We start from the raw sequence: 1,762 nt of genomic DNA, 5'->3' as shown, positions 1-1,762 counted from the left end.
GTCAGCACGGCGTCGGCGCCGGCCGCCCAGGTCACTCCGGTGCGGCGGCTCTTCTCGACGACGGTGACGGCGTTGGTCGCCGTGGTGGCGAGCAGCTGCGCCTGATAGGGCAGCAGCACGGCCGGCATGCCGCCGATCGCCTGCAGCCGCTCCGGCGCCAGCGCCAGGCTGTCGAGGCGATGCTGCTTCCACTCCGCCTCGGTGATGAGCCGGGCGGACCGCACCTGCTCATAGGACGGGAGCGCGCTCATTCTCCGATTCCCCCTGCGCGCCACAGCTCGTCGACCAGCGCCTCGTGTCGACGCTCGCAATCGGCGCAGGCGGCGGCGTCATGGGCGTGGACCGCGCGCGCCCATTCCAGCTCGACGGCCTCGACGTCGGCGGCGATCTCGTCGATCGTCCTCATGCCGCCTCCTTGGCGCTCGAGGCACTGCGCGCGATCGACAAGCACAGGTCCCGAAATGGAATAGGCGTCGCCGCGCGCTGGCGTTTGGACAGCCGCTGGCATACGCCCGTCTTGACAGCGCGCGCGCGCTCCTCTCGGCTATGAAAGCCTTCGTCGAGGCGAACAAAGTCGCCTGACGTTCGCCCCCATTCGAGGAGCGGCAGCTCGACGCCGTGGGCATAGAGCCAGGTCGCTTTACGGGCCGGATGACCATAGGCGCCTTGCTCGACATGGCAGGTCCAGCCGTCGAAGCCGTCGAGCAAGTCGGCGCGAACCCAGCCGCCGCAGCGCGGGGGAGTTTTCAAAGCGAAGTGCTTCCAAGCGGAGCTGTCGGCGGGATGCTCGAGCACCCCACCCCAGCGTCGCACGCTCGCCAGCGCGGAGGCGAAACTGCCGCCGTCGTCACCCTTCAAGAGGCGCGGCCATGTCCGTGGCGCTCCGCCCCAATAGCGGCCCCAGCGCTCGCACGGCGGATGCGCGACCACCGGCCACGGACCGGAATAGAGACGAGCGTCGCGATCTCGGTCCCATGGGTCGACGTCCGGCAGGCCGAAGTAGCAGCCACCTTTTGCGACGAAGAGAGCGGCAATCATGCTCACGCCTCCGCCCCGTCGAACTTCGTGCGCTCGTCGCCCCAATTGCTCCAGCCAGGCCGCGTCTGCCGCGAGAACAAATCGAGCTTGCGCACGCCGGGAAACAGCGCCTTGCATTTGCGGTAGATGTCCTCGGGCTTGCGCGAGTGCTCGCGCAGCGGCGCCACGATGATGTTGCGCTCGCTGTGCGAGACGATGCGCGGCTCGCCGATCGCACCCCAGAGATAGACCTCGGCCGCCGAGCGCTCCCAATGGCCGGTGCCGAATGCCCATTTCGCGTTGGTCTTGCTGCGCTTGCCCCAGACGCCATAGCTCTTATAGGCGAAACCCCAATGCAGCATCAGATCGAGCTGCATCGGCAGCATCGCCTGCGTCGTCCACAGACACAGCGCGCAATTGGGCGCCGCCAGCCGCCACACCGGCAGCGCATAAAGCTCCTCGCGCGTCATGGTGCGATAATGCCGGCTGGCGCTCTTGCCCTGGCCCTTGTCGCTGCGCGTGGCGTAGCTCCACGCCGGATCGGCGAGGATCAGCCCGAAGCTCGCCTCCTGCAGACCGCCGAAGGGCCAGTCCGCGCTCAACTCTCCCTCCGCACGCCGAGGATTTCCGCACGCAACGTCGAGATCGTCTCCTCCGTGAGGCCCTTGGCCTTGCCCACCTTGGCGATCTGCTCGCCGGCCTCCTTCTTGAACTGCTCGACGAGCTTGGTCCGCCGCTCGGCCGA

Annotated in this window: 4 protein-coding genes and 1 pseudogene; all 5 read right to left on the bottom strand. The window is 68.1% G+C overall.

What is annotated here, in order from left to right; all coding sequences use genetic code 11:
• Positions 1-251, bottom strand: a pseudogene (locus tag K3F48_RS23685) (hypothetical protein); the annotation flags it as partial.
• Positions 248-406: a hypothetical protein gene (locus tag K3F48_RS23680; protein WP_222577892.1), complete on the bottom strand. Its 159-nt coding sequence runs from the start codon at positions 404-406 to the stop codon at positions 248-250. The pseudogene K3F48_RS23685 and the gene K3F48_RS23680, both read right to left, overlap by 4 nt.
• Positions 403-858, bottom strand: coding sequence for a hypothetical protein (locus tag K3F48_RS23675; protein ID WP_255609728.1), 456 nt, complete (start codon positions 856-858; stop codon positions 403-405). Before K3F48_RS23675 ends, K3F48_RS23680 begins: the two co-directional genes overlap by 4 nt.
• A 182-nt stretch (positions 859-1,040) precedes the next feature.
• Positions 1,041-1,619: an MT-A70 family methyltransferase gene (locus tag K3F48_RS23670; RefSeq protein WP_222577891.1), complete on the bottom strand. Its 579-nt coding sequence runs from the start codon at positions 1,617-1,619 to the stop codon at positions 1,041-1,043.
• Positions 1,616-1,762, bottom strand: a 147-nt coding sequence (locus tag K3F48_RS25090; RefSeq protein ID WP_222577893.1) for a phage protein Gp27 family protein, incomplete at its 5' end; no start/stop codon positions are given. The genes K3F48_RS23670 and K3F48_RS25090, both read right to left, overlap by 4 nt.

Origin of the sequence: Methylosinus sp. Sm6 (genome assembly GCF_019802345.1) — a bacterium.
GTDB lineage: Bacteria > Pseudomonadota > Alphaproteobacteria > Rhizobiales > Beijerinckiaceae > Methylosinus.
Note: the sequence above shows the minus strand (reverse complement) of the source record. Positions and strands in the feature narration are given on the sequence as shown.

Excerpts from the sequence above, each read along its gene's own strand:
- K3F48_RS23680 (WP_222577892.1), bottom strand. The coding sequence starts at position 406 with ATGAGGACGATCGACGAGATCGCCGCCGACGTCGAGGCCGTCGAGCTG.